Raw genomic sequence first — 26,313 nt, forward strand, 5'->3', positions numbered from 1 at the left:
GAATAACGCGCTGTTTGACGGCTATACGGGAAAGTGCTTAGTGCATAACTGTACTCTTTTGTTTACGATTTTAAGCATAAATTTCGCTAAATTTGCCTTGTGTAAATAAATCTGTACGTAATATGGATTGATATCTTTACTCGTTGTGATATTGTTGTGCTCTCCTCGCTGAGGATCAACTATCGCAAACGAGCTATACAGGATCGCCATCATGCAAAAAGACGCGCTGAATAACGTACATATCACCGATGAACATGTACTGATCACTCCGGATCAATTAAAAGCCACCTTCCCGCTCACCGCTGAGCAAGAAGCGCAAATCGAGCAATCACGCCAGACCATCTCCAACATTATTGCTGGACGCGATCCGCGCCTGCTGGTGGTATGTGGCCCTTGCTCGATTCATGATCCAGAAACTGCGATTGAATATGCCCGTCGATTTAAAACCCTTGCCGCAGAGGTCAGCGATAGCCTCTATCTGGTGATGCGCGTCTATTTTGAAAAACCCCGTACCACCGTCGGCTGGAAAGGGTTAATTAACGATCCCCACATGGATGGCTCGTTTGATGTTGAAAGTGGTCTGAAGATTGCTCGTCGTTTGCTGGTTGAACTGGTCAGCATGGGCCTGCCGCTGGCGACGGAAGCGCTTGACCCGAATAGCCCACAGTATCTGGGCGACCTGTTTAGCTGGTCCGCGATTGGTGCTCGCACGACTGAGTCCCAGACTCACCGTGAAATGGCATCAGGCCTCTCTATGCCGGTTGGGTTTAAAAATGGTACTGACGGTAGCCTCGCCACCGCGATCAATGCCATGCGTGCCGCTGCTATGCCGCACCGTTTTGTCGGCATTAACCAGGCAGGGCAGGTTTGCCTGCTACAGACGCAGGGTAACCCGGACGGACACGTCATTCTGCGCGGTGGTAAGGCGCCAAACTACAGCCCGGCCGACGTGGCTCACTGTGAAAAAGAGATGGAACAGGCGGGACTCAAACCTTCGCTGATGGTAGATTGCAGCCATGGTAACTCGAACAAAGATTACCGCCGCCAGCCTGCAGTGGCTGAGTCGGTTGTTGCACAGATTAAAGACGGTAACCGTTCAATTATCGGCCTGATGATTGAAAGCAATATCCACGAAGGCAATCAATCTTCCGAGCAGCCGCGTAGTGAAATGAAATACGGTGTCTCCGTCACCGATGCGTGTATCAACTGGGAAGCCACGGAATCCCTGTTGCGCGAAATCAACAACGATCTGCGTAGCAGCCTTGCGGCACGTCTGGCTTAAGAGGGTGTTATGGTTGCAGAGCTGACCGCATTACGCGATCAAATTGATGAAGTCGACAAGGCGTTGCTGGAGCTGCTGGCGCGCCGTATGTCGCTGGTAGCGGAAGTCGGCGAGGTCAAGAGTAAGTATGGCCTGCCAATTTATGTTCCTGAACGTGAAGCCTCTATGCTGGCTTCGCGTCGCAAAGAAGCCGAACTGCTGGGCGTACCGCCGGACCTGATTGAAGATGTCCTTCGTCGGGTCATGCGCGAATCCTATTCCAGTGAGAATGACAAAGGATTTAAAACCCTGTGCCCGTCGCTGCGCCCGGTGGTGATTGTGGGTGGCAACGGGCAGATGGGGCAGCTTTTCTCGAAAATGCTCACGCTTTCGGGCTATCAAGTGCGCATCCTTGAAAAAGACGACTGGGCGCAGGCACCGGAGATTGTTGCGGATGCGGGCATGGTGATTGTGAGTGTACCTATTCACATTACCGAGCAAATCATCGCTGAGCTTCCGCCACTGCCGGAGGATTGTATCCTCATCGACCTTGCCTCAGTCAAAAGCGGGCCATTGCAAGCCATGCTGACCGCGCATAAGGGGCCGGTACTTGGGCTGCATCCGATGTTTGGACCAGACAGCGGCAGCCTGGCAAAACAGGTTGTGGTCTGGTGTGACGGGCGTAATCCGGAAGCGTATCAGTGGTTCCTGGAACAAATTCAGGTTTGGGGCGCGCGACTGCATCGTATTAGTGCCGTTGAGCACGATCAGAATATGGCGTTTATTCAGGCGCTTCGCCACTTTGCGACCTTTGCATACGGGCTACATCTGGCGGAAGAGAATGTTCAGCTTGAACAATTGCTGGCGCTTTCTTCCCCTATCTATCGCCTTGAGCTGGCGATGGTTGGACGTTTATTCGCCCAGGATCCGCAGCTTTATGCAGACATTATTATGTCGTCGGAAAACAATCTGGCCTTAATTAAGCGCTACTACCAACGCTTTGGCGAGGCGATTGGTTTGCTTGAGCAGGGGAACAAGCAGGCGTTTATCGACAGTTTCCGCAAAGTGGAGCATTGGTTTGGTGATTACGCCAAACGCTTCCAGAATGAAAGCCGCGTTTTGCTGCGTCAGGCGAACGACAGCCGTCAGTAAGTCAGATTGCCGTATATACTGAGAAGCCAGCGGGGTGCCGCTGGCTTTTTCTTTTTAAGGGACAGGATATGGCTGAATTACAGACATTATTTGATTATACCGGGCACTTGCCGGAATGCCCGACCTGGAGCGAAGCGGAACAGGCACTCTGGTGGGCCGATATTCTGGAAGGGGAAATTCATCGTTATCATCTCGCTTCCGGCGAGCATAGTGTGCTCTGTTTCCCCGAAGAGGTGGGCTGTTTTGCGTTGCGTGAAAAAGGCGGATTTATCGTCGCTATGCGTAATGCTATCTGGCTGGCTGACAAGCGTGGGTTATTGGTTCAAAAAGTGTGCGACAACCCTTCCAACCCTCAGCTCGCGCGTTTTAACGATGGTGGCACCGATCATCTTGGGCGTTTCTATGCTGGTACTTTCTGGAGCCCTGGGGATTACAACGGTGCGCTATTAGTCCGCATCGATAACCACCTGGCACCGCGTGTTATCCAGGGTGACATCAAGGGCGCAAATGGGCTGGCATTCAGTCCGGATAAGCGTTGGATGTACACCTCTGATACGCCGAATGGCGTAATCTATCGCACGCCGCTTGATGAAAATGGTGAGCCCGGCAGGCGTGAAACGTTCCGCCAGTTTACAGCCGGTGAAGGCATTCCTGATGGGGCGGCGATGGATGAAGAAGGATGTTACTGGAGTGCACTCTTTGACGGCTGGCGCGTTGCTCGCTTTTCACCTCAGGGGCAGCAGCTTGAGGAGTATCACCTGCCGGTTCGCTGCCCGACGATGGTCTGTTTTGGCGGTGCTGATATGAAAACGCTGTTTATTACCACTACGCGAGAGAATATGGATGCGGATGAAGTGGAGAAATACCCGCTTTCAGGGGCGATCTTCACCCTGCCCGTGAAAGTGGCAGGAATGAAGAAATCGCTGTTTATTGAACGTTAAACCGGATCGACGGGAACCACGTTCTCGCTTGGGTAACAACCCAATACTTTTAATGAGCGCGTAATGGCGGTGAGCTCGCGTAGGGCTTTTTGTACGTCCGAAGATTGCAGGTTAGCCTGGATATCCAGATAGAACATCTCTTCCCACGGGTTGCCGTGAATGGGGCGCGATTCCAGCTTGGTCATGATCAGATTGTGGTTGCGCAGGACCAGCAGCGCCTCTACCAGGGCACCCGCTTGTTGGCCGGTGGCGATTAACAGGGTTGTTTTGGCCGGCACTTGATCCGACACATCTATCGCTTTTCGCGCCAGCACCACAAAGCGAGTCATGTTTTGTGTCTGGTTTGCCTGAATGCGCTCGAGAACCTGTAAACCATAAAGCGCACCGCCGGCTTCATTACCCAGCGCAGCAACGCGTGGAGAATTGGCTTGTGCCACTTTTTCCATCGCCGCCGATGTACTCTCGGTATATTCAATTTTCCAGTGCGGGTAACGATTCAGGAACTTTGTGCACTGCTGAAACGGCTGGGGATGACTGTATACGGTGTCGATGGTCTGAAGATCGGTTGAGCCGGAGACCAGCACGCAGTGGTCAATCTGTACCGTCATCTCGCCTACAATCGATAAACTGGTGTGTTGGAGCAGATCGTATACGTCATTAATTGCCCCAGAACTGGTGTTCTCAATAGGGACAACGGCGTAATCAGCCTGACCGGTTTCGACCTGGTTGAAGACATCGTGAAATTTCGGACAACCACTCTCAATAAAGTGTTCGAAGTGACGAGCAGCATATTGGCGCGCCGCCAGATGCGAATAGGAACCTTTGGGGCCGAGGAAAGCGATGCGGGCGGAATGGGGATTAATTTTATTAAGGTGTTGCTGAAGTAAAGCCTGCTGGGTCAGGACAGAGTCTTCGATAATCAACTGGAACAGGCGGGTGATGTAGTGCGCGTCGAGATGATGCGTTTTACCCAGTTGAATTAAACGCTCGAGCAAATCACGCTCGCGGTCAATGTCTCTGACGGGACGGTGTGAAGCCAGCTTGGCTTTGCCTACCTCAACCGCCAGCTCCCGCCGCTCTGCCAGCAAAGAGAGAAGCTGCTCATCCAGCGCACTGATTTTTACTCGTAAGTCCAGTAATGGGTTTTCCGATGTCATAGTGTTGCCTTTCTTGTTATCAATAAAAAAGGCCTCCCGATTTGGGAGGCCTTAATGTTCGTCTTCGCATTCTTTATCACACGACGAAACGCCTCCCGGTCAGGGGAAGGTAAAAAAGAATGCGAAGAAAAACGGGACACGATACATATAAATTTCCTTTAGTGCGTAACAGTAAAGTACCCGTACTGTTTTCGCTCTGTCAACAAAAAACGCGCCCGGAGGCGCGTTGCAGATTAACGCAATGTGATGACTTATTCTTCTTCTTCAACTTCAACGAAGTCTGCATCTTTCACTGAGGTGGCGGCACGGCGCGCTTCACCTTTATGCTGCACTTTGTTGAGCTGGCGCTCCAGCTTGTTGATTAAATCGTTAATCGCGGTGTACATATCTTCATGTTTTGCGCTAGCCACAAGATGGCCGTTAGGCGTATTGATTGTTGCGTCAGCGATAAAGCCCTGTGGCTCTTTGGACAGAATGATATGCGGGTTAATCAAATGAGTTTGCCATTTTTCCAGCTTGGCGAGACGGTCTGCGACATGTTGGCGGATTGCCGGGGTGATTTCCATTTGTTTACTGGTAATGTTCACTGTCATAGATGTTACCTCTTGTCTTTCCGTCTTGGTAATTCCAGCATAACGCTTAAAATGTCAAATTGTGTGATTTTAATCACATTATTTTGTCACTTTTTGTCAAAGAAAAGGTTTTGTGAGGCAGGGCAGGAAGAGGGCAAATTTCACTTGTCGAAGTCAGGATAACGCGTCATAGTTGATGGGATGACTTCAAGCTAAACCGCTTCAGCGAAGCGTGTTAAGCATAAAAAACGGCAGCCTGATGGCTGCCGTTTTTGCTTGTTAAAGTCATCAACTGCCGCTTTGATTCGTGGCGATGATTTTTGCGACTTTATCCGCCTGTGCGTTCATTTGCATCTGGCGATAGGCGTTTTCCATCAACGGAAGCGCGTCATGCGTTGCTGCTGTATCAGGGAAATCACGCAGCATGCCTTCAACACGGTTGACTACGGCAACCCAGGCGCCACGCTTGGTATAATATTCGGCAACGGAATACTCATATTTTGCGAGACGATCTTTCAGGAACACCAGACGCTTAGTGGCATCGGTGACGTACTGACTACGTGGGTAGCCGCGCACCAGCTTGGAGAAATCATTAAATGCGTCGCGAGCATGTTGTGGGTCACGGTCACTACGATCCACACCGAAGAAGCCCTGCAGTGCGCTGTCATCCAATGCCATGTTAGTCAGACCACGCATATACATGACATAATCAATGTTAGGATGAGTTGGGTTCAGTCGGATAAAGCGGTCGATAGCAGCCTGCGCCAGCGGTAAATCGGCATTTTTGTAGTAGGCGTAGATCAGATCCAGCTGCACCTGCTGCGAGTAAGGCCCAAATGGATAGCGATTATCCAGTGCTTCTAGTTGCGTTATCGCTGCCTTCCAGTTACCGTCTTGCAGCTTTTGCTGGGCAGTCGCATAGATTTCATTTGGCGGATTATCAGGCACCACTTCCTTTGAACCGGAGCAACCCGCCAAAGCCAGGCTCAACGTGGCGGCTGCCACCAGATATTTCATGCGCGTCATGACGTTTAGACTTTCCTCAAATGTTTATGCGGGAGATTCTCTCTTCCTGCTCCCGACTAAGACCAGCTACAATAGCACACTATATTATACGGCGAAGCCGTAAAACCCAACGTTAACGAAGAAGCTGTATATGGCACAACGAGTACAACTCACCGCAACGGTGTCCGAAAAACAACTCGGACAACGCTTAGATCAGGCTTTGGCCGAATTGTTCCCTGATTATTCGCGTTCGCGTATAAAAGAATGGATCCTCGCCCAAAATGTTCAGGTAAATGGCAAGACCTGGGATACACCAAAAGAGAAAGTATTGGGTGGCGAGAGCGTAACTATCGCTGCTGAAATCGAGGAAGAAGTGCGCTTCGAAGCGCAGGATATTCCGCTAACTATTGTTTACGAAGATGACGATATTCTCGTAATCAATAAGCCACGCGACCTGGTCGTGCATCCTGGCGCAGGCAATCCGGATGGTACGGTGCTGAACGCACTACTGCATTATTATCCGCCGATTGCAGACGTGCCGCGTGCGGGGATTGTTCACCGTCTCGATAAAGACACGACGGGCTTAATGGTCGTGGCGAAAACCATCCCAGCGCAGACTCGCCTGGTTGAATCGCTGCAGCTGCGTGAAATTACCCGTGAATACGAAGCCGTGGCCATCGGCCATATGACGTCTGGCGGCACCGTTGAAGAGCCGATCAGTCGCCATCCGACGAAACGTACCCATATGTCGGTGCATCCGATGGGCAAACCCGCGGTGACGCACTATCGCATCATGGAGCATTTTCGTGTCCATACGCGTCTGCGTCTGCGTCTGGAAACCGGGCGTACTCACCAGATTCGTGTGCACATGTCCCATATCACGCATCCGCTGGTGGGCGATCAACTCTATGGCGGTCGTCCACGTCCGCCGAAAGGCGCTTCAGAAGCGTTCATCACTGAACTGCGTAAATTTGATCGTCAGGCGCTGCATGCAACAATGCTTCGACTGTATCACCCGATTACCGGGATTGAGATGGAATGGCATGCGCCAATTCCTCAGGATATGGTGGATCTGATCGCGGCTATGCGCGACGATTTCGAAACACATAAGGATGATGTGGCCTGGCTATGACTTCATTGATTATCCCCGAATGGTCGCTGCCTGAAGGTGTGGCGGCGTGTAGCTCTACACGGCATGGCGGCGTCAGCGTGCCACCTTATGATTCCCTGAATCTGGGCGCGCATTGCGGTGATAATCTGCAGCATGTTGAAGAAAACCGCACGCGTTTGTATGCGGCGGGGACGTTACCCTCCAGGCCCGTCTGGCTGGAGCAAGTGCATGGTAAAGATGTACTGAAACTGACGGGTGAACCCTATACCAGCAAACGTGCGGATGCGTCTTACAGCACTATTCCCGGCACGGTTTGTGCGGTCATGACCGCAGATTGCTTGCCGGTCCTTTTTTGTAACCATGCCGGCACCGAGGTCGCGGCTGCACATGCCGGTTGGCGCGGCTTATGCGCAGGGGTGCTGGAAGAGACGATTGCCTGTTTTGCTGACCAGCCAGAAAATATCATGGCCTGGCTTGGCCCGGCGATCGGTCCGGCAGCGTTTGAAGTGGGCCCGGAAGTCCGTGAAGCCTTTATGGCGGTTGATGTCATTGCTGACAGCGCTTTTAAACCCGTGGGAGAAAAGTACTACGGGGATATCTACACGCTGGCTCGTCAGCGTCTTGCAAAAGCGGGTGTAAACCATGTCTTCGGTGGGGATCGTTGTACCTTCACGGAAAAACACGATTTCTTCTCTTATCGTCGCGACAAGACAACCGGCCGTATGGCAAGTTTCATTTGGCTGATATAACCTAACGAATCAAGACGATCCAGTTCGTGTAATTTTCTTTTCGCATATTTCAGGTCATTCACCTTGAATAATTGAGGGATGACCTCATTTAATCTCCAGTAGCAAATTTGACCTGTTATATGGGGGGAGTTATGCGTCTGGATCGTCTTACCAATAAATTCCAGCTTGCTCTTGCCGATGCCCAGTCACTTGCACTGGGGCACGACAACCAATTCATCGAACCACTTCACTTAATGAGCGCCTTGCTGAATCAGGAAGGGGGATCGGTACGTCCTTTATTAACGTCCGCAGGCATTAATGCTGGCCAGTTACGCACGGCCATCGATCAGGCATTGAGCCGTTTGCCGCAGGTAGAAGGTACCGGCGGCGACGTGCAACCGTCTCAGGATCTGGTGCGGGTGCTTAACCTTTGCGACAAGCTGGCGCAAAAACGTGGGGATAATTTTATTTCGTCGGAGCTCTTTGTTCTGGCGGCGCTTGAGTCACGCGGTACGCTGACAGACTTACTCAAATCAGCTGGTGCAACAACAGCCAATGTGACGCAGGCGATTGATCAAATGCGTGGAGGTGAAAACGTGAGCGATCAAGGGGCCGAAGATCAACGTCAGGCCTTGAAGAAATACACCGTCGATCTGACCGAGCGTGCTGAACAGGGCAAACTCGATCCGGTTATCGGTCGTGATGAAGAAATCCGCCGTACTATTCAGGTACTGCAGCGTCGAACTAAAAATAACCCGGTGCTTATCGGCGAGCCTGGCGTGGGTAAAACCGCGATTGTTGAAGGGCTTGCCCAGCGTATCGTGAATGGTGAAGTGCCTGAAGGTCTGAAAGGACGTCGGGTATTATCTCTGGATATGGGATCGCTGGTGGCGGGTGCGAAATACCGTGGTGAGTTTGAAGAACGTCTGAAAGGTGTATTGAACGATCTTGCGAAGCAGGAAGGCAACGTCATCCTGTTTATTGATGAACTGCACACCATGGTGGGAGCAGGTAAAGCCGATGGCGCAATGGATGCCGGGAACATGCTTAAACCAGCACTGGCACGGGGTGAATTGCACTGCGTGGGTGCGACAACGCTGGATGAGTATCGTCAATACATTGAGAAAGATGCTGCCCTGGAGCGTCGTTTCCAGAAAGTGTTTGTGGCAGAGCCGAGCGTAGAAGATACCATCGCGATTTTGCGTGGCCTGAAAGAACGTTATGAATTGCACCACCACGTGCAGATCACTGACCCGGCCATCGTGGCGGCTGCAACGTTGTCGCATCGTTATATTGCCGATCGCCAGTTGCCAGACAAAGCTATCGATCTTATTGATGAAGCGGCATCAAGCATCCGTATGCAGATTGACTCGAAGCCGGAAGAGCTGGACAGGCTCGACCGCCGTATTATTCAGCTTAAGCTGGAACAACAGGCGTTGCTGAAAGAGTCTGATGATGCCAGCAAAAAACGTCTGGATATGCTCAACGAGGAGCTTTCTGAGAAAGAGCGCCAATATTCTTCATTAGAAGAAGAGTGGAAAGCGGAGAAAGCCTCGCTGTCAGGTACCCAGACCATTAAGGCTGAACTTGAGCAGGCTAAAATTGCGATTGAGCAAGCCCGCAGAGTCGGGGATCTCGCACGCATGTCTGAACTGCAATACGGCAAAATTCCTGAGCTTGAAAAACAGCTTGAGGCGGCCACGCAGTCGGAAGGCAAAACCATGCGTTTGCTGCGTAATAAAGTGACCGATGCGGAAATTGCTGAAGTTCTGGCTCGTTGGACCGGGATCCCGGTTGCGCGCATGATGGAAGGGGAGCGCGATAAACTGTTACGCATGGAACAAGACCTTCATCATAGGGTAATTGGGCAGGATGAAGCGGTCGAAGCGGTTTCCAACGCGATTCGTCGTAGCCGGGCGGGTTTAGCAGATCCTAATCGTCCTATTGGTTCCTTCCTGTTCCTTGGACCAACGGGTGTCGGGAAAACGGAACTGTGTAAATCGCTGGCGAACTTTATGTTTGATAGCGACGATGCAATGGTACGTATCGACATGTCCGAGTTTATGGAAAAACATTCTGTGTCGCGTCTGGTGGGGGCACCTCCGGGATACGTCGGTTATGAAGAAGGCGGCTACTTAACGGAAGCGGTTCGTCGACGCCCTTACTCAGTCATTCTTTTAGATGAGGTTGAGAAGGCGCACCCGGATGTGTTCAATATTCTGTTGCAGGTATTGGATGATGGACGCCTGACCGATGGACAGGGGAGAACGGTAGATTTTCGTAATACCGTTGTCATTATGACCTCGAACCTGGGTTCTGATTTGATTCAGGAACGCTTTGGTGAGCTGGACTACGGTCATATGAAAGAGCTGGTGATGGGCGTGGTGAGTCATAGTTTCCGCCCGGAATTCATCAACCGTATTGATGAAGTGGTTGTATTCCATCCTCTGGGTGAAAAACATATTGCCTCAATTGCCCAGATCCAACTGCAACGTTTGTACAAACGTCTTGAAGAGCGTGGGTATGAAGTGCAGATCACGGATGAGGCGCTCAAACTGCTGAGTGCAAATGGTTATGACCCGGTTTATGGGGCGCGGCCACTTAAACGTGCAATACAGCAGCAGATTGAGAACCCCCTGGCGCAGCAAATCCTGTCGGGAGAGCTGATTCCAGGAAAAATGATTCACCTGGATGTGAAAGAAGACCGAATCGTGGCAGTGCAGTAAATCACAAAACAACAAAAACGGGTCCTCAGGGGCTCGTTTTTGTTTAAAAACCAGGCAAGAATAGGCTCGGCTTATGCAATTTGCCTGGAAAGTGAGCAGTTAAAACGTTTTTTGTATTTTTGACTTGTCAGCCCGAAATAAATCCCTATACTGCGCCTCCACTGACACGGAACAACGGCACACACGCCGCCGGGTCAGCGGGATTCTCCTGAGAATTCCGGCAGAGAAAAGCGAAAATAAACGCTTGACTCTGAAAGAGGAAAGCGTAATATACGCCACCTCGCAACGGTGAGCGAAAGCCGCGTTGCACTGCTCTTTAACAATTTATCAGACAATCTGTGTGGGCACTCAAAGTGACATGGATTCTTAATGTCTTCGGACAATAAATGAATACCAAGTCTCAAAGAGTGAACACGTAATTCATTACGAAGTTTAATTCTACGAGCATCAAACTTAAATTGAAGAGTTTGATCATGGCTCAGATTGAACGCTGGCGGCAGGCCTAACACATGCAAGTCGAACGGTAGCACAGAGGAGCTTGCTCCTTGGGTGACGAGTGGCGGACGGGTGAGTAATGTCTGGGAAACTGCCTGATGGAGGGGGATAACTACTGGAAACGGTAGCTAATACCGCATAACGTCGCAAGACCAAAGAGGGGGACCTTCGGGCCTCTTGCCATCAGATGTGCCCAGATGGGATTAGCTAGTAGGTGGGGTAACGGCTCACCTAGGCGACGATCCCTAGCTGGTCTGAGAGGATGACCAGCCACACTGGAACTGAGACACGGTCCAGACTCCTACGGGAGGCAGCAGTGGGGAATATTGCACAATGGGCGCAAGCCTGATGCAGCCATGCCGCGTGTATGAAGAAGGCCTTCGGGTTGTAAAGTACTTTCAGCGGGGAGGAAGGCGATACGGTTAATAACCGTGTCGATTGACGTTACCCGCAGAAGAAGCACCGGCTAACTCCGTGCCAGCAGCCGCGGTAATACGGAGGGTGCAAGCGTTAATCGGAATTACTGGGCGTAAAGCGCACGCAGGCGGTCTGTCAAGTCGGATGTGAAATCCCCGGGCTCAACCTGGGAACTGCATTCGAAACTGGCAGGCTTGAGTCTTGTAGAGGGGGGTAGAATTCCAGGTGTAGCGGTGAAATGCGTAGAGATCTGGAGGAATACCGGTGGCGAAGGCGGCCCCCTGGACAAAGACTGACGCTCAGGTGCGAAAGCGTGGGGAGCAAACAGGATTAGATACCCTGGTAGTCCACGCTGTAAACGATGTCGACTTGGAGGTTGTTCCCTTGAGGAGTGGCTTCCGGAGCTAACGCGTTAAGTCGACCGCCTGGGGAGTACGGCCGCAAGGTTAAAACTCAAATGAATTGACGGGGGCCCGCACAAGCGGTGGAGCATGTGGTTTAATTCGATGCAACGCGAAGAACCTTACCTACTCTTGACATCCAGAGAACTTAGCAGAGATGCTTTGGTGCCTTCGGGAACTCTGAGACAGGTGCTGCATGGCTGTCGTCAGCTCGTGTTGTGAAATGTTGGGTTAAGTCCCGCAACGAGCGCAACCCTTATCCTTTGTTGCCAGCGGTCCGGCCGGGAACTCAAAGGAGACTGCCAGTGATAAACTGGAGGAAGGTGGGGATGACGTCAAGTCATCATGGCCCTTACGAGTAGGGCTACACACGTGCTACAATGGCATATACAAAGAGAAGCGACCTCGCGAGAGCAAGCGGACCTCATAAAGTATGTCGTAGTCCGGATCGGAGTCTGCAACTCGACTCCGTGAAGTCGGAATCGCTAGTAATCGTGGATCAGAATGCCACGGTGAATACGTTCCCGGGCCTTGTACACACCGCCCGTCACACCATGGGAGTGGGTTGCAAAAGAAGTAGGTAGCTTAACCTTCGGGAGGGCGCTTACCACTTTGTGATTCATGACTGGGGTGAAGTCGTAACAAGGTAACCGTAGGGGAACCTGCGGTTGGATCACCTCCTTACCTTAAAGAACCTGCCTTTGTAGTGCTCACACAGATTGTCTGATGAAAAGTAAACAGCAAGGCGTCTTGCGATTGAGACTTCAGTGTCCCCTTCGTCTAGAGGCCCAGGACACCGCCCTTTCACGGCGGTAACAGGGGTTCGAATCCCCTAGGGGACGCCACTTGCTGGTTTGTGAGTGAAAGTCGCCGACCCCCGTATCTCAAAACTGACTTGCGAGTCATGTTTGAGATATTTGCTCTTTAAAAATCTGGATCAAGCTGAAAATTGAAACGACACATCGTGTCTGTTCTCCGTAATAAGAACAGAATGACGGTGTGTTCGAGTCTCTCAAATTTTCACGACACTGACGGTGTTTTACGAAACATCTTCGGGTTGTGAGGTTAAGCGACTAAGCGTACACGGTGGATGCCCTGGCAGTCAGAGGCGATGAAGGGCGTGCTAATCTGCGATAAGCGTCGGCGAGGTGATATGAACCTTTGACCCGGCGATACCCGAATGGGGAAACCCAGTGTGTTTCGACACACTATCATGTCATGAATACATAGTGGCATGAGGCGAACCGGGGGAACTGAAACATCTAAGTACCCCGAGGAAAAGAAATCAACCGAGATTCCCCCAGTAGCGGCGAGCGAACGGGGAGGAGCCCAGAGTCTGAATCAGCATGTGTGTTAATGGAAGCGTCTGGAAAGTCGCACGATACAGGGTGAAAGTCCCGTACATGAAAGTGCATATGTTGTGAACTCGAAGAGTAGGGCGGGACACGTGGTATCCTGTCTGAATATGGGGGGACCATCCTCCAAGGCTAAATACTCCTGACTGACCGATAGTGAACCAGTACCGTGAGGGAAAGGCGAAAAGAACCCCGGCGAGGGGAGTGAAAAAGAACCTGAAACCGTGTACGTACAAGCAGTGGGAGCACCTTCGTGGTGTGACTGCGTACCTTTTGTATAATGGGTCAGCGACTTATATTCTGTAGCAAGGTTAACCGTATAGGGGAGCCGCAGGGAAACCGAGTCTTAACTGGGCGTTAAGTTGCAGGGTATAGACCCGAAACCCGGTGATCTAGCCATGGGCAGGTTGAAGGTTGGGTAACACTAACTGGAGGACCGAACCGACTAATGTTGAAAAATTAGCGGATGACCTGTGGCTGGGGGTGAAAGGCCAATCAAACCGGGAGATAGCTGGTTCTCCCCGAAAGCTATTTAGGTAGCGCCTCGTGAATTCATCTTCGGGGGTAGAGCACTGTTTCGGCTAGGGGGTCATCCCGACTTACCAACCCGATGCAAACTACGAATACCGAAGAATGTTATCACGGGAGACACACGGCGGGTGCTAACGTCCGTCGTGAAGAGGGAAACAACCCAGACCGCCAGCTAAGGTCCCAAAGTCATGGTTAAGTGGGAAACGATGTGGGAAGGCACAGACAGCCAGGATGTTGGCTTAGAAGCAGCCATCATTTAAAGAAAGCGTAATAGCTCACTGGTCGAGTCGGCCTGCGCGGAAGATGTAACGGGGCTAAACCATGCACCGAAGCTGCGGCAGCGACGCTTATGCGTTGTTGGGTAGGGGAGCGTTCTGTAAGCCGTTGAAGGTGACCTGTGAGGGTTGCTGGAGGTATCAGAAGTGCGAATGCTGACATAAGTAACGATAAAGCGGGTGAAAAGCCCGCTCGCCGGAAGACCAAGGGTTCCTGTCCAACGTTAATCGGGGCAGGGTGAGTCGACCCCTAAGGCGAGGCCGAAAGGCGTAGTCGATGGGAAACAGGTTAATATTCCTGTACTTGGTGTTACTGCGAAGGGGGGACGGAGAAGGCTATGTTAGCCGGGCGACGGTTGTCCCGGTTTAAGCATGTAGGCGGAGGTTCCAGGTAAATCCGGTACCTTTTTAACGCTGAGGTGTGATGACGAGGCACTACGGTGCTGAAGTAACAAATGCCCTGCTTCCAGGAAAAGCCTCTAAGCATCAGGTAACACAAAATCGTACCCCAAACCGACACAGGTGGTCAGGTAGAGAATACCAAGGCGCTTGAGAGAACTCGGGTGAAGGAACTAGGCAAAATGGTGCCGTAACTTCGGGAGAAGGCACGCTGATGGTAGGTGAAGCGACTTGCTCGTGGAGCTGAACTCAGTCGAAGATACCAGCTGGCTGCAACTGTTTATTAAAAACACAGCACTGTGCAAACACGAAAGTGGACGTATACGGTGTGACGCCTGCCCGGTGCCGGAAGGTTAATTGATGGGGTTATCCGTAAGGAGAAGCTCTTGATCGAAGCCCCGGTAAACGGCGGCCGTAACTATAACGGTCCTAAGGTAGCGAAATTCCTTGTCGGGTAAGTTCCGACCTGCACGAATGGCGTAATGATGGCCAGGCTGTCTCCACCCGAGACTCAGTGAAATTGAACTCGCTGTGAAGATGCAGTGTACCCGCGGCAAGACGGAAAGACCCCGTGAACCTTTACTATAGCTTGACACTGAACATTGAGCCTTGATGTGTAGGATAGGTGGGAGGCTTTGAAGCGTGGACGCCAGTCTGCGTGGAGCCAACCTTGAAATACCACCCTTTAATGTTTGATGTTCTAACGTAGACCCGTGATCCGGGTTGCGGACAGTGTCTGGTGGGTAGTTTGACTGGGGCGGTCTCCTCCTAAAGTGTAACGGAGGAGCACGAAGGTTAGCTAATCCTGGTCGGACATCAGGAGGTTAGTGCAATGGCATAAGCTAGCTTGACTGCGAGAGTGACGGCTCGAGCAGGTGCGAAAGCAGGTCATAGTGATCCGGTGGTTCTGAATGGAAGGGCCATCGCTCAACGGATAAAAGGTACTCCGGGGATAACAGGCTGATACCGCCCAAGAGTTCATATCGACGGCGGTGTTTGGCACCTCGATGTCGGCTCATCACATCCTGGGGCTGAAGTAGGTCCCAAGGGTACGGCTGTTCGCCGTTTAAAGTGGTACGCGAGCTGGGTTTAGAACGTCGTGAGACAGTTCGGTCCCTATCTGCCGTGGGCGCTGGAGAATTGAGGGGGGCTGCTCCTAGTACGAGAGGACCGGAGTGGACGCATCACTGGTGTTCGGGTTGTCATGCCAATGGCATTGCCCGGTAGCTAAATGCGGAAAAGATAAGTGCTGAAAGCATCTAAGCACGAAACTTGCCCCGAGATGAGTTCTCCCTGACCCTTTAAGGGTCCTGAAGGAACGTTGAAGACGACGACGTTGATAGGTCGGGTGTGTAAGCGTAGCGATACGTTGAGCTAACCGATACTAATGAACCGTGAGGCTTAACCTTACAACGCCGAAGGTGTTTTGGCGTGATTTGAGAGATTTTCAGCTGATTCCGGAATTAAGTGCGCAATAATTTGCGCAGCAGCGAGGCGGCCAGCGAAGGAAAGGAAGGAGCATACTGAGGTATGTGACTGACTTTACGAGTGCAGGCAACGCGGCTGATGCGATAAAGAATTGCGTACAGAGCACAAAGAATTTGCCTGGCGGCACTAGCGCGGTGGTCCCACCTGACCCCATGCCGAACTCAGAAGTGAAACGCCGTAGCGCCGATGGTAGTGTGGGGTCTCCCCATGCGAGAGTAGGGAACTGCCAGGCATCAAACAAGTGAAAAGCCCATCCTGACGGATGGGCTTTTTGCGTTTTTATTCTCTGAATATCTCTCTCGTCACTTCATCTGGCCAGCCTAAAAACACTGTTTTTTTAAATAGCCTATCCTTATTGATTCGAATCGATTAGGGAGAATGCACTTGGCCAGCAAGACCTTCAATTACGATCAAGATTTTGCCAGTATCAATTTCCGTGATCATCCAGAGCGCTATCAGGTAGGACGGGGTGAGCAAGGCGTGCTGTTGGTGGAACCCTATAAAAGCGAAATCTTGCCCTGGTGGCGTTACAAGGATCCTGACTCAGCCACAAAATCAGCTGAAAAAATCTACCAACTGTTCGAAACCTATCGTCAGCATGATGATTTTGTCGGAATGGACATGGCTCGTAAGTTTATACAAATGGGATATACCCGCGCCCGACGTTACGCCAACTATAAAGGCGGCCGAAAATACACTGAAGATGGTGGTACACATCCACGTGGTAACGACCCGGTAAAAGCAGCAGCTGCCGAAATATTTAAAACATGGTGGGATAAGATCCGACAGGATGAAGATTATCTTGAACGCAAACGAGAGCATATCTCTCGTTGGGGATGATGCAGTCTTAAAACATGCACAGCGAAAGAGAAGAAATAGCTCCGCATGAATTGCTACCGTATTCATTTGCTAAAAATGTAGCGCATTTGGTGTTTGGGCAAAGGCTAAATTGGAACAAAGGTATTCGTCTCTAATGGTCTGCCAACTGCCAAACGGCATACCCTGTTGTGGCACCGGCGACATCCCAGGCAAAATCTTTCCAGCTCCAGCCGCTTCCCGCCGGGCGGCTATCCCAGAGCTCCTTCGACGCCCCAAGGCTGACTGAAAACATCAGACCATATACCGCGCTGCGATCGCGGCTGATACCCTGATGCTGTGCGACCTCATTACCTGCTGCGGATAGCATTGCAGACGCGAGAAAATGCTGTGCTTTATCCTGCCCGCTCCATTGATCGCTGGCAGTGTGAGCACAACCGGCTAACAGTAATGTGCAAAAAAATAAGCAGTAACGCATACAGGAACCTGAAAAAAAGCCCCATCGTCGGATGAGGCTTAGGGTTTTAGAGAATGCGGCTGATAAGTTTATCGATGCGGATTCGACGCAGACGGCGGATGAGCTTACGCACTTTAACCGGGTAATCGGCAATGCTTTGCAGATCGCGGTAGTGATTCACTACCGTTGTGTGTGTGCGAATAAGTTCCAGCTCTTTGTCGCGCTGAGCCATCAACTGATTTTTGGGATCGTGGATCAGAATCGCATTTTCAAGATCCAGACGCCAGGCGCGCGGGTTAAGATTGTTTCCGGTGAGCAGTACCCACTCATCATCTACCCACATTCCTTTCAGGTGATAGCTGTTATCTTCGTCTTTCCATAAACGCACGACCAATTGATCGGTATTGACGTAATACTGAAGACGACTCAGGAAACGCCGCAGATTGATCTCATAGAGATAAGGCAGCGCACCGATGATTTTAAAAGGCTGATCTTCCGGGATGAAGAAATCATTTGCCGTTTTGTCACCCACAATGATTTCGACCTTTTTGCCATCTCGCAGAAGCTGAATAATATTTCGCACCAGCACTGCCGGTAAGTTGAAATAGGGGGTACAGATAATCAGCTGATTTTCCGTGCAGGGCATGAGATGGAAAATGGTCTTGTTCAGCAGACTGGATTTACCAAGGCCCACCAGTGGAGTAACGGCCAGCTGCTCGTTATCCGCATCGCCCTGGAAATGATACGTCGCATCACGCAGTTCCTGGCGGAAAAGGCGTATATCATTTTTAATTTCCGGGCTTTTAGGTCGTTGCGCATCATCAAGACGATTAACGCCGCGGCCTTCAATCAAATTTTGTTTCACCCAGGCCAGCATAATGTCCGCCATCTGGGGGTTACGGATGAGCTGATAGCGGTCATAACGGTATTTATCATGCTGATGAAGATAGACATCATTGAGGCTGGCGCCGCTATAGAAGACGCTATCGTCGATGATAAAACCTTTGAAGTGCAGAACACCTAACGCTTCACGGGTGTTAACAGGCACGCCGTAAACGGGGATCTCAATGCCCGGGTTCTCCTGCGCCATACGGCAGTACCAGTCGGCATTGGTATTAGATGCGGCAGCACCAATACGGCCTCGCTGGGCGCGATGCCAGTCAACGAGAACGCAAATTTCAAGCTCCGGGCGCAGACGTTTAGCGTCATAAAGCGCGCTCAGGATGCCTTTCCCGCCATCATCCTGCTCTAGATAGAGAGCAATAATGCAGATACGGCGTGTGGCGCTGGCAATTTTCTCCAGCAGGTTCTCCCTGAAGTGTGAGGGAGAATAGAAAAACTCTACATCATCAACTGATTGAGTTAGCTTGGGTAGTTGGGCAAGGTGTTGTTGATGTTTGTTACGCTTGAATTTTGACAACATCACAGTGCGTATCTTCTCTGTTTATTGAAAGGGCCTCTGTGCGATGAAATCGACAGAAGCGGACGATGATAACATCAGTACCCGGTAAAGTCGGCAACATTTCCAATACCTTACTTATGTTTCATCGATCGACACCAGATTTAAAGACAAACTTACGATCCCATCTTCCAACTGAATGTCGACATCGAATCCCAGTTTTCTCGCCAGCGTTATCATGCCGCGATTGTTTGGCATAGTAATACCATTCAATCGTTTAAGTCCGTGATCTCGCGTATAACTGATAAGCTTTTCCAGTAAACGTCGCCCAAGCCCCAGACCTTTTAAATCAGAGCGTACCAGCACCGCAAATTCGGCATCAATATTGTCCGGATCGGATATCGCGCGGGTCACGCCCAATATTTCCTCACACTCACCCGCCTTACGCACGGCAACAAAGGCCATTTCCCGATCGTAGTCGATCTGCGTCATATTCGCTAAATCATCATGGTTAAATTCGTTGATCTCGCTGAAATAGCGATAATAGAGATCTTCTTTAGTCACCCTGGCGATAAACTGCTGCAACTGAGGTTCATCTTCAGGAAGGATAGGGCGAAAGAGGCAGGCTTCGCCGTTTTTCAGGATCACCCCTTCTTCCAGTTGCTGTGGATAGGGGCGAATGGCGAGGCGGCTTTCACCTTCGCCACTGTATTGTCCAACAGTCAGCGTCACATCCAGCGCAGTAAACTCATTACCGGAAGCTAAAAGCGGATGAATATCCAGTCGCTGAATTTCGGGGCAGTTAACGATAAGGTTTGAAACCTGGACCAAAAATTGGCTCAGAACGGCAATATCCAATGTGCGAAGCGCGCTGCGTCCGCGAATTTTTTTGTTTTTAATCGCCTGAATGACCAGATATCGGGCAAGATTCATATTCAACGGCGGTAAGGCAACGGCAGCCTGATCCTGTGCTCGCCATTCTACGCCGCCTTCACCAAGCATAATCAGGGGGCCAAACACCGGATCGTGCTCCACCACCACACGAAGTTCCTGGGCGCCTGCGCGGTTAGCCATGCTTTGTACCTGAAGTCCGTGAATTCGTGCCTGTGGCCAGTTCATTTTTACACGATCAAGGATAGCGTTTGCCGCCTGCTGAACTTCAGCCGCCGTACGCAAGTAGAGCATCACGCCCTGAACTTCAGACTTATGTGGAATATCGGGTGAGCGTAATTTCAGCGCCACCGGATACCCAATTTGTTCGGCAATATGTACTGCTTCTGCGCTGTCTCCTGCGATCCATGTCGGCAGAGTCTGAATGCCCCATGCGCTCAGAATAGGCTGCACTTCATGGGTATCAAGCGTCGTTACTCCCTCCTCAATCGCCTGTTGCAGCAGGCTGTGCGCCCCTGCAGTATTAGCGGTCAGATGGAGGGGCAGGGTGGGGGTTTCGCGTAATTGTTTTTGGTTACGGCGATACTCAACCATATGCATAAACGCAGTGATGGTCCCTTCCGGGGTACGATAGGTCGGTAGCCCGGCCTCGCTGAATAATCGCCGTGCTTCCAGAGAGGAAAACTCACCACACCAGTTAGTCAGCACTGTAATGAATTTGCCGCGTGGATGCAGTTTTAGCGTTTTGATCAGCGTCTGGGCGCTTTCATTTCCCGGCGCGGCGGCACTGGGAGCATGGATTACCATCAGTGCGTCGTACTCCTGGCTGTCGAGCAAAATATTCAGCGCAGCACTGTAACGTTCATTACTGGCATCATCCCGCAGGTCGAGCGGATTACCCACACTGACGTAGTCCGGTAGTGCCTCGCGAAGTTTCACCCGTGTTTCTTCGCTAAGGGTGGCCAGCTTACCGTTACGCGACCATAGTTCATCCAGCGCTAAGGCTGCCGGTGCGGCACCGTTACTGATTATCATCAAACGATCGCCACGAAGTGGGCGCATATGGCTTAACGTTTCGACGGCGGAAAACAGTTCATGAGTGTCCTGTACGCGCAACAGTCCGGCACGCTGGATAGCTGCGTCCCAGGCCAGATCGAGTCCTGCTGGCGTTTGTAATAGCCGCTGAGCTTCCGGGCTACGACCACTTTTGATGACCAGGATAGGTTTATTACGTGAAGCACTGCGTGCTGCGGAAACGAAGCGACGGGCATCGCTCAAATGCTCAAGATAGAGCAAAATGGCACTGGTTTTAGTGTCACGAGCGAGGAAGTCCAATAGCTCATCAACGTCAATATCAAGGCTGTCACCCAGTGCTATAAAATAGGAAAATCCCATTTCACGCTGCTGCGCCCAGTCAAGAATGGTGTTTGATACAGCCGCTGACTGAGAGATAAACGCCAGCTTGCCGCGAGTAATGGGCACCGGGGAGAAGCTCGCGTTGAGACCTTGCCAGGGGGCGAGCAGTCCCAGGCTATTGGGACCCAGTAAGCGCATCTGATAGCGGCTGGCGCAGGCAAGTAGCTCCGGGTGCTGTTCGGGCGGAGCTGAAAGGATGATGCACGTTTTGCACCCTTTTTTCCCCAGCTCTTCCAGCAAAGCCATATTGCGCTTAGCGTGGGTGCACAACACGGCAAGGTCGGGCACATACGGTAACTGACTCACCTCGGGCCAGGCCAGCACCCCCAGCACGGCCTTATAGGCGGGAGTGACGGGTAATACGGGTCCGGCAAATCCGCCGCCCAGGAGATTACGCATCATCAGATAACCGGCGCGATCCGGTTTCATCGACGCTCCAATCACCGCAATCGATTTAGGACGTAGTAGCGCTTCCAGCCCTCGTTGGCTCATACCGGTCTCCGCAATAGAGTGACCTGATGATTTTAAACGTTTTGTGCGTCTTCTGCTGTGATACGTCGTTGATGATGCGATTTTCCAGCGAGATAGCGTTCGCGAAAAAGTGAAAAATGGCTGCCCAGGCCAGCCGCTGCCTCTTCATCGCCGGCGATATCCAGCAATGCAATGGCCACTTCCGCCGTGCAATATTGATCTGCTGCGTGGGCTTCGCGCAGGTGATAGGCAGAGATCCGTGAGAGATCCACTGAGATAACCGGCAGGGCATCGAGATACGGGCTTTTACGAAACATCTTGCGTGCTTCAGTCCAGGTGCCGTCGAGCATAATGAAAAGCGGGGGTTTTCCTGAAGGCGGTGCGGCTAAAACCTGACGCTCGCTTCCGGCATAGGATGCAGGAAATACGACCATAGGTTGATAGTCCTGGCTGGCGCATAAATCGATCAAATCCTGCGGTGGCTCAGTCCTTGACCATTCAAAGGCCAACGTATCCGGCAGGATATCGGCAATGAGTCGCCCGGTATTGCTGGGCTTCATAGGTTCGGTATCGAACATCACCAGGCAAAAACGGCTGCGGGCATCAACAGGTTTGACCGTATCACAAAGACATCGTTTTTTTGGGAGTAAGCAACTCTGGCAGCGGATCACCCGATTACCACGGGCCAGAAAAGGGCGCGTTGAGCGTGCAAGGCGCATCGCCCGAAGTTGAAGAACAGCGTTATCAGTCATGGAAGTTGCACGAAAAACGCCATTGTCGCAGAGCGGGGATTGGGGCACAAGAGATGTGCCCCGTGAAGATTAGAGTGATTCGTTCAACCAACTGTCAAACGGGGCTTTTGGCACCGCACCGCTGAGCATGTCCACCACTTCACCATTTTTAAATAACATAATGGTTGGGATGCTTCGAATACGAAAACGCGCGCTAAGCTCACGTTCGGCTTCGGTGTTCACTTTCACAAAACGAACTTTACCGCTGCGCTCTTCTGCTACGTCTTCAAAAATCGGCGCAAAACTTTTACAAGGACCACACCACGGCGCCCAGAAATCAACCACAACCGGCAGATCGTCTTTCAGCAGTTTGTCCAGCGTCTCACCTGTTGCATTGATAACATCGCCATCAAACAACTCATGACCACAACGACCACACTTAGCGGCATCGTTTTCCCGTTCTACAGGAATGCGGTTTAACGCCTGGCAGCTTGCACATACGGTATTCATAACTAACCTCAGGGAAGCGTTGATACAGAATGGCTCAAGGCCGATATGTTTCTAATATGTTACACATTATCGACGAGGAGGATCTAAACGACAATGCGGTTTATTCAATGAATATAATAGTCAGTGGCTTTTGAACGAATTTATGGCTAAGCGCCAGCACATCAGGTAATCTGCGCGCTTCGCGCAGCGCTGGTGGAGAAAAGCATGAACGATGAATTGAAAAACAAAAGCGGCAAAGTCAAAGTGATGTATGTCCGCAGTGATGATGATTCCGATAAACGCAGCCAAAACCCGCGTACCGGGAAAGGGCCAGGGCGTAGTGGATCGTCTCGTTCCGACGCAGGCCGTCGCCCCGCTCGCGAAGAGAAAAACAGTGGTCGCCGTCCTGCTCGTGAAGAGCGGAGTAATGATCGTGGTCGCGATCGCGCGCAGAACGATTCTCCGTGGCGTACCGTTTCCCGGGCACCTTTTGAAGATGCGACCGAGAAGGCCGATCACGGCGGTATCAGCGGTAAAAGCTTTGTCGACCCTGAAGTTATCCGTCGCCAGCGTGCAGAAGAGACGCGGGTGTATGGTGAAAATGCCTGTCAGGCGCTCTTTAACAGCCGTCCGGACTGCATTGTCCGTGCGTGGTTTGTGCAGAGTGTAACGCCTCGCTTCAAAGAAGCGCTACGTTGGATGGCGGCAAATCGCAAAGCCTACCACGTCGTTGATGACGCGGAACTGGCGAAAGCATCGGGTACCGAGCACCACGGTGGTGTCTGTTTCCTGATTAAAAAACGCAGTGGTACCAGCGTCCAGCAGTGGGTCTCCCAGGCAGGCACTGAAGATTGCGTGCTGGCACTGGAAGATATCGGTAACCCGCATAACCTGGGCGCGATGATGCGCAGCTGCGCGCATTTTGGTGTAAAAGGCGTGCTACTGCAGGATGCTGCAGTGATTGAATCGGGTGCTGCGGTGCGTACAGCTGAAGGTGGCGCAGAGCACGTACAGGCGATCACGGGTGATAGCTTCATCGACGCACTGGACGGATTCCGCAAAGCAGGTTATGCGATTGTGACGACTTCCAGCCATAAAGGTACACCGTTGTTCAGCGCAACGCTGCCGAAGAAAATGGTGCTGGTGCTGGGCCAGGAGCGTGATGGCCTGTCTGATGCAGCACTCGACAGTGCCGATTTGAGTGTTTCCATTAATGGTTCAGGCAATGTTGAAAGTCTGAATGTGTCTGTGGCAACCGGTGTGTTGCTTGCAGAGTGGTGGCGACAGAACAAAGCGTAATGGTAAAACTGCGCGCTACCCCTGGCGTGCGGTGAACGCCATCTGCACCTATTTCATTTAGTGCAGATGGCGCTTCAAAATGAAAGCTTCCATAACCCGTGCTGGTTACACCAGCTATACGCAGTGAATCCCCGCTTACAGTTGAACTTGCATCTGTTTCCTTTGCACACCGGACGGTCACAATAGACATAGGCATCGTTTCCGGCCAGCGCAAAGGTGGCTTCTGGTAAGGCACCAGGCCTCAGGAATTGAAACTGGCCTCCCTGAAAGGTATAGATATAGATCCATTCAAGATGGTGTTCTGTTGACATAGGATGCGGTGGCGCACCGACATTAACCGTCAGCGTGTTTGACTCAAATCCACCTGATATCGTCATCGCCGGAAGGTGCTGCTCAGCCAGTGCATCGGACGCAGAATGCGCAGATAATGCGTGCAAAATTTCGCCGCAGCACTGGATCGTTGCGCCTTGGTTCTCTGAACATATTTGCACCAGAACCTGACCGCAGCAGGAACAGCGGTAAAAATGCGGCTCATGCTGAATGAACTGCGGCTTTGTACTATTTTTAATACGGGTCGACATTTTGCCTGATAACTTATTTTGGGTTAGCACTCTCTCTCCTATTCAATCAGCATTGACCTTGTCGAGCGTGGGTTTCTCGCTCTCATCGGCGGTCAGTGTCATGCGCTGTATAATATCTTTGCGCAGAAGGAATTTTTTTATTTTTCCTGAGGCGGTACGCGGGAGTTTATCGATAATGACCAGATGCTCAGGGTATTTATATTTAGCGATACGCCTACGGGAAAAGAAGGCGATAATATCGGCGAGTGTCATTTGAATCGTTGAATTTTTCAAAGTGACATAAGCGCAGGAGCGCTCACCAAGACGTTTATCAGGCATTGCAACGACTGCAGCATCGATGATATCAGGATGTTGCAGTAAAATATCTTCCACTTCCCGACTACTAATATTTTCTCCGCCGCGCACGATAATGTCCTTTTTACGACCCGTAATTTTTATATAGCCTTCTTTCTCAATTCGACAGAAATCACCGCTGTAATACCAACCCTCATCATCCAGCGCCTGATCGGTTAATTCTGGCTCATTGAAATAACCGACAAAGACATTTGGCCCGCGTGAGGCTTCTTCGCCTTCTGCAAGGTGCCTGAGCGTATTTCTTTTTTTATCGACCACTCTTATCTCAACACCCTTGACCGCAGCACCGTCGGTATTAACCATGCGAAGCAAAGAATCTTGTGGGCGAACAATGGCATGAGGAGCGCTCTCCGTACTGCCATACACGCTTAATAACGGGATACCCACTTTATGGTAATCCCGTATCAGTGTTGCCGGAATCGTCGTTCCGCCACAGAGGAAAAAACGCAATGAAGAGGGAATGTGCTCCCGGCAATGCATCGCTTTTAGTAAGTCGCAGGCGAAAGGGGTGGCACCCATAATGCAGGTACACTGTTCCTGATCAAGAATATCGAGACACTGCTCTGCAATAAAGATATCCATTAACACACTACGCGCGCCAATCATAAACGGGGCGGTCACGCCATGCATAAAGCCGGTCGCGTGGGCCAAAGGGGCAGGCATCAGAATTGTGTCGTTCTCGTTAAGTTGGAGTGTCGCGCAGTAAGCTCGTTCACTGGCAATCAGATTATTGTGGGTCAGCATCACGCCTTTCGGATGACCTTCAGTGCCGGAAGTAAAAAGCAGAGCGGCCAGATCATCACTGCCAGTGGGGACGTCGCTGGCTAACGGTGCATAGCTCGCAAGTATCTGATCAAGTGTGATGCCGTACCCGGCGGGTTCTAGTTTTTCGACCGCAACCACACTTTCCAGACAGGGAAGGAACTGCCTTAAAGCAGGAAGCCGTTCAAGATAGCAAATATTTTTAAAGCAGGTCGGGGTAAATAAAATCCGTGCCTGACATTTATTTAAAATCCAGGTCAGCTCCGACTCCCGAAATGCCGGAAGCAGAGGAACGACTACTGCACCACTTTTCAGACAGGCAAGATAGATAAGCGTGAATTCACACCAACCGGGTAGTTGCAACGCAACCCTGTCTCCCGGTTGAATTCCCTGTTCCACCATCCAGGCCGCAAGTATGCTGGCTGCGTTGTCCAGTTCACGATAGGTAAAGTGGGTACCATGGTTATCGCAGACTGCTTGTTTATCGGCAAACGCCTTCGCTGCGAGCCGCCAGTAATCTGCCAGCGTCGCATCGCCCCAGAATCCCTGCTTACGGTAATGAACCTTACGAGCCTCATTGATTTTTATCATCGTCACTTTTTTATCCCTGGCCTTACAGCCACTCATTGGGCG

The 26,313-nt window shown here is 51.4% G+C and carries 19 protein-coding genes, 1 tRNA gene, 3 rRNA genes and 1 other annotated feature; of the genes, 12 read left to right on the top strand and 11 right to left on the bottom strand.

What is annotated here, in order from left to right; translation table 11 throughout:
- The first annotated feature begins 211 nt into the window (after positions 1 to 211).
- From aroF to ACUY4Q_RS05830, 3 genes are all read left to right on the top strand, one after another.
- Positions 212 to 1,282 carry a 3-deoxy-7-phosphoheptulonate synthase AroF gene (aroF, locus tag ACUY4Q_RS05820; protein WP_458046122.1) on the top strand — a complete coding sequence of 357 codons (1,071 nt, stop codon included), beginning with the start codon at positions 212 to 214 and terminating at the stop codon, positions 1,280 to 1,282.
- Between the two features lie 9 nt (positions 1,283 to 1,291).
- Entirely contained in the window at positions 1,292 to 2,413 is a 1,122-nt protein-coding gene (gene tyrA / locus ACUY4Q_RS05825; RefSeq protein ID WP_458046123.1) for a bifunctional chorismate mutase/prephenate dehydrogenase, read from the top strand.
- Between the two features lie 68 nt (positions 2,414 to 2,481).
- Positions 2,482 to 3,354, top strand: coding sequence for an SMP-30/gluconolactonase/LRE family protein (locus ACUY4Q_RS05830; RefSeq protein ID WP_458046124.1), 873 nt, complete (start codon positions 2,482 to 2,484; stop codon positions 3,352 to 3,354).
- Here the strand turns inward: ACUY4Q_RS05830 and pheA are convergent.
- From pheA to bamD, 4 genes are all read right to left on the bottom strand, one after another.
- Positions 3,351 to 4,511: a bifunctional chorismate mutase/prephenate dehydratase gene (gene pheA, locus ACUY4Q_RS05835; protein ID WP_458046125.1), complete on the bottom strand. Its 1,161-nt coding sequence runs from the start codon at positions 4,509 to 4,511 to the stop codon at positions 3,351 to 3,353. The two genes, ACUY4Q_RS05830 and pheA, sit on opposite strands and share 4 nt — an antisense overlap.
- Before the next feature lie 22 nt (positions 4,512 to 4,533).
- Positions 4,534 to 4,659, bottom strand: a sequence feature (Phe leader region).
- Positions 4,611 to 4,658 carry a pheA operon leader peptide PheL gene (pheL, locus tag ACUY4Q_RS05840; protein WP_437433249.1) on the bottom strand — a complete coding sequence of 16 codons (48 nt, stop codon included), beginning with the start codon at positions 4,656 to 4,658 and terminating at the stop codon, positions 4,611 to 4,613. Its footprint overlaps the feature before it by 48 nt.
- A 103-nt stretch (positions 4,660 to 4,762) precedes the next feature.
- Positions 4,763 to 5,104 (bottom strand): ribosome-associated translation inhibitor RaiA, encoded by a 342-nt coding sequence (gene raiA, locus ACUY4Q_RS05845; protein ID WP_458046126.1) that lies wholly within the window; start codon positions 5,102 to 5,104, stop codon positions 4,763 to 4,765.
- Between the two features lie 267 nt (positions 5,105 to 5,371).
- Positions 5,372 to 6,109 (bottom strand): outer membrane protein assembly factor BamD, encoded by a 738-nt coding sequence (gene bamD / locus ACUY4Q_RS05850; RefSeq protein WP_458046127.1) that lies wholly within the window; start codon positions 6,107 to 6,109, stop codon positions 5,372 to 5,374.
- Between the two features lie 130 nt (positions 6,110 to 6,239).
- Here bamD and rluD point away from each other — a divergent pair, with 130 nt between their 5' ends.
- The 8 genes from rluD to ACUY4Q_RS05890 all read left to right on the top strand — a co-directional run bounded on the left by rluD (position 6,240) and on the right by ACUY4Q_RS05890 (position 16,854).
- Entirely contained in the window at positions 6,240 to 7,220 is a 981-nt protein-coding gene (gene rluD, locus ACUY4Q_RS05855) for a 23S rRNA pseudouridine(1911/1915/1917) synthase RluD (protein WP_458046128.1), read from the top strand.
- Positions 7,217 to 7,948: a purine nucleoside phosphorylase YfiH gene (gene yfiH, locus ACUY4Q_RS05860; RefSeq protein ID WP_458046129.1), complete on the top strand. Its 732-nt coding sequence runs from the start codon at positions 7,217 to 7,219 to the stop codon at positions 7,946 to 7,948. Before rluD ends, yfiH begins: the two co-directional genes overlap by 4 nt.
- Positions 7,949 to 8,079: 131 nt before the next feature.
- The gene (clpB, locus tag ACUY4Q_RS05865) at positions 8,080 to 10,653 is read left to right on the top strand and encodes an ATP-dependent chaperone ClpB (RefSeq protein ID WP_458046130.1); all 2,574 of its coding nucleotides are present in this window, start codon (positions 8,080 to 8,082) and stop codon (positions 10,651 to 10,653) included.
- A 455-nt stretch (positions 10,654 to 11,108) separates the two neighbouring features.
- A 16S ribosomal RNA gene (locus ACUY4Q_RS05870) occupies positions 11,109 to 12,650 on the top strand.
- Positions 12,651 to 12,735: 85 nt separating this feature from the next.
- Positions 12,736 to 12,811 (top strand) — tRNA-Glu (locus ACUY4Q_RS05875).
- 218 nt (positions 12,812 to 13,029) lie between these two features.
- A 23S ribosomal RNA gene (locus ACUY4Q_RS05880) occupies positions 13,030 to 15,935 on the top strand.
- A gap of 195 nt (positions 15,936 to 16,130) precedes the next feature.
- Positions 16,131 to 16,246, top strand: a 5S ribosomal RNA gene (gene rrf, locus ACUY4Q_RS05885).
- Together the 16S, 23S and 5S rRNA genes with 1 tRNA gene alongside form the textbook arrangement of a ribosomal RNA operon.
- Before the next feature lie 152 nt (positions 16,247 to 16,398).
- Positions 16,399 to 16,854, top strand: coding sequence for a DUF4385 domain-containing protein (locus tag ACUY4Q_RS05890; protein WP_458046131.1), 456 nt, complete (start codon positions 16,399 to 16,401; stop codon positions 16,852 to 16,854).
- Positions 16,855 to 16,984: 130 nt separating this feature from the next.
- Here ACUY4Q_RS05890 and ACUY4Q_RS05895 read toward each other — a convergent pair whose 3' ends face one another.
- The 5 genes from ACUY4Q_RS05895 to trxC form a co-directional block, all read right to left on the bottom strand.
- The gene (locus ACUY4Q_RS05895; RefSeq protein WP_458046132.1) at positions 16,985 to 17,308 is read right to left on the bottom strand and encodes a YfiM family lipoprotein; all 324 of its coding nucleotides are present in this window, start codon (positions 17,306 to 17,308) and stop codon (positions 16,985 to 16,987) included.
- Between the two features lie 46 nt (positions 17,309 to 17,354).
- Positions 17,355 to 18,710 (bottom strand): CDP-diacylglycerol--serine O-phosphatidyltransferase, encoded by a 1,356-nt coding sequence (gene pssA / locus ACUY4Q_RS05900; protein ID WP_458047270.1) that lies wholly within the window; start codon positions 18,708 to 18,710, stop codon positions 17,355 to 17,357.
- 114 nt (positions 18,711 to 18,824) lie between these two features.
- On the bottom strand, positions 18,825 to 21,485 hold the full coding sequence (locus ACUY4Q_RS05905; protein WP_458046133.1) for a bifunctional acetate--CoA ligase family protein/GNAT family N-acetyltransferase: 2,661 nt from the start codon (positions 21,483 to 21,485) through the stop codon (positions 18,825 to 18,827).
- A 32-nt stretch (positions 21,486 to 21,517) separates the two neighbouring features.
- Positions 21,518 to 22,216, bottom strand: coding sequence for a tRNA-uridine aminocarboxypropyltransferase (locus ACUY4Q_RS05910; RefSeq protein WP_458046134.1), 699 nt, complete (start codon positions 22,214 to 22,216; stop codon positions 21,518 to 21,520).
- Positions 22,217 to 22,285: 69 nt separating this feature from the next.
- A complete protein-coding gene (gene trxC / locus ACUY4Q_RS05915) occupies positions 22,286 to 22,705 on the bottom strand; it encodes a thioredoxin TrxC (RefSeq protein ID WP_458046135.1) in 420 nt (139 codons plus the stop codon).
- Between the two features lie 204 nt (positions 22,706 to 22,909).
- Between trxC and ACUY4Q_RS05920 the strand changes: the two genes are divergently transcribed.
- Entirely contained in the window at positions 22,910 to 23,983 is a 1,074-nt protein-coding gene (locus tag ACUY4Q_RS05920; protein ID WP_458046136.1) for a tRNA/rRNA methyltransferase, read from the top strand.
- A gap of 74 nt (positions 23,984 to 24,057) precedes the next feature.
- Here the strand turns inward: ACUY4Q_RS05920 and ACUY4Q_RS05925 are convergent, their stop codons facing one another.
- Both ACUY4Q_RS05925 and fadK read right to left on the bottom strand, forming a co-directional pair.
- On the bottom strand, positions 24,058 to 24,594 hold the full coding sequence (locus ACUY4Q_RS05925; RefSeq protein WP_458046137.1) for a desulfoferrodoxin family protein: 537 nt from the start codon (positions 24,592 to 24,594) through the stop codon (positions 24,058 to 24,060).
- A 12-nt stretch (positions 24,595 to 24,606) separates the two neighbouring features.
- Positions 24,607 to 26,307, bottom strand: coding sequence for a medium-chain fatty-acid--CoA ligase (fadK, locus tag ACUY4Q_RS05930; protein ID WP_458047271.1), 1,701 nt, complete (start codon positions 26,305 to 26,307; stop codon positions 24,607 to 24,609).
- Positions 26,308 to 26,313: the final 6 nt, after the last annotated feature.

This window comes from Phytobacter cepae (assembly GCF_054165735.1).

Bases quoted from the DNA above. Each gene is read 5' to 3' on its own strand.
- aroF (WP_458046122.1), top strand. From the start codon at position 212: ATGCAAAAAGACGCGCTGAATAACGTACATATCACCGATGAACATGTA.
- tyrA (WP_458046123.1), top strand. From the start codon at position 1,292: ATGGTTGCAGAGCTGACCGCATTACGCGATCAAATTGATGAAGTCGAC.
- ACUY4Q_RS05830 (WP_458046124.1), top strand. From the start codon at position 2,482: ATGGCTGAATTACAGACATTATTTGATTATACCGGGCACTTGCCGGAA.
- pheA (WP_458046125.1), bottom strand. From the start codon at position 4,511: ATGACATCGGAAAACCCATTACTGGACTTACGAGTAAAAATCAGTGCG.
- raiA (WP_458046126.1), bottom strand. From the start codon at position 5,104: ATGACAGTGAACATTACCAGTAAACAAATGGAAATCACCCCGGCAATC.
- bamD (WP_458046127.1), bottom strand. From the start codon at position 6,109: ATGACGCGCATGAAATATCTGGTGGCAGCCGCCACGTTGAGCCTGGCT.
- rluD (WP_458046128.1), top strand. From the start codon at position 6,240: ATGGCACAACGAGTACAACTCACCGCAACGGTGTCCGAAAAACAACTC.
- yfiH (WP_458046129.1), top strand. From the start codon at position 7,217: ATGACTTCATTGATTATCCCCGAATGGTCGCTGCCTGAAGGTGTGGCG.
- clpB (WP_458046130.1), top strand. From the start codon at position 8,080: ATGCGTCTGGATCGTCTTACCAATAAATTCCAGCTTGCTCTTGCCGAT.
- ACUY4Q_RS05895 (WP_458046132.1), bottom strand. From the start codon at position 17,308: ATGCGTTACTGCTTATTTTTTTGCACATTACTGTTAGCCGGTTGTGCT.
- pssA (WP_458047270.1), bottom strand. From the start codon at position 18,710: ATGTTGTCAAAATTCAAGCGTAACAAACATCAACAACACCTTGCCCAA.
- ACUY4Q_RS05905 (WP_458046133.1), bottom strand. From the start codon at position 21,485: ATGAGCCAACGAGGGCTGGAAGCGCTACTACGTCCTAAATCGATTGCG.
- ACUY4Q_RS05910 (WP_458046134.1), bottom strand. From the start codon at position 22,216: ATGACTGATAACGCTGTTCTTCAACTTCGGGCGATGCGCCTTGCACGC.
- trxC (WP_458046135.1), bottom strand. From the start codon at position 22,705: ATGAATACCGTATGTGCAAGCTGCCAGGCGTTAAACCGCATTCCTGTA.
- ACUY4Q_RS05920 (WP_458046136.1), top strand. From the start codon at position 22,910: ATGAACGATGAATTGAAAAACAAAAGCGGCAAAGTCAAAGTGATGTAT.
- fadK (WP_458047271.1), bottom strand. From the start codon at position 26,307: ATGAGTGGCTGTAAGGCCAGGGATAAAAAAGTGACGATGATAAAAATC.